The following is a 708-nucleotide window of genomic DNA, read 5'->3' as shown; positions in this document are numbered from 1 at the left end:
CAGCTCCCCGAAGCATATCGGTGTTAGTACCGTCCTTCATCGGCTCCTAGTGCCAAGGCATTCACCGTGCGCCCTTAATAACTTAACCTAAAAAAGTTAGTTACAACTTCTCAATAAAGAGAAGATTTAAGAACTTACAATTGAATTACTTGAATTTTGTTTGTTGCTATCAATGTCGTTTTATCCAGTTTTCAAAGAACGAAGCTACTGATTTCAATCACATCGTGAAATACATCAGTGAGTTACTCCATGCAGTTTTGCAACGAATAATAAATTACATCATCGATTTCGCTTCCGCAGGAGCAAAATTAATAAACTGATTCGTTAGTTCGAAACAGTTTTGGTGGAGCCTAGCGGGATCGAACCGCTGACCTCCTGCGTGCAAGGCAGGCGCTCTCCCAGCTGAGCTAAGGCCCCATAAAGGAATATAATATTAATATATATATGGTGGGCCTAAATGGACTCGAACCATCGACCTCACGCTTATCAGGCGTGCGCTCTAACCAGCTGAGCTATAGGCCCCCTTAGAAGTTTTCATTAAAATGTAATTATCTTAATTGTAAACTTTCAAAACTGAACACAAAACGTTAATGGTATAAGTCTAAAACTTATATTCCGTTAAATATCCTTAGAAAGGAGGTGATCCAGCCGCACCTTCCGATACGGCTACCTTGTTACGACTTCACCCCAATCATCTGTCCCACCTTC

At 41.1% G+C, this 708-nt stretch carries 2 tRNA genes and 2 rRNA genes; all 4 read right to left on the bottom strand.

From position 1 onward, the window contains the following. Positions 1 to 88: ribosomal RNA gene (locus EK386_RS20000) — 23S ribosomal RNA — on the bottom strand; the annotation flags it as partial. A gap of 253 nt (positions 89 to 341) precedes the next feature. Beyond that, a tRNA-Ala gene (locus EK386_RS19995) sits at positions 342 to 417 on the bottom strand. Between the two features lie 28 nt (positions 418 to 445). Beyond that, positions 446 to 522 (bottom strand) — tRNA-Ile (locus tag EK386_RS19990). Between the two features lie 110 nt (positions 523 to 632). Then, a 16S ribosomal RNA gene (locus EK386_RS19985) occupies positions 633 to 708 on the bottom strand; the annotation flags it as partial.

This window comes from Lysinibacillus antri (assembly GCF_003977595.1).
GTDB classification, from domain to species: domain Bacteria; phylum Bacillota; class Bacilli; order Bacillales_A; family Planococcaceae; genus Ureibacillus; species Ureibacillus antri.
This window is presented reverse-complemented; position numbering and strand designations above follow the sequence as displayed.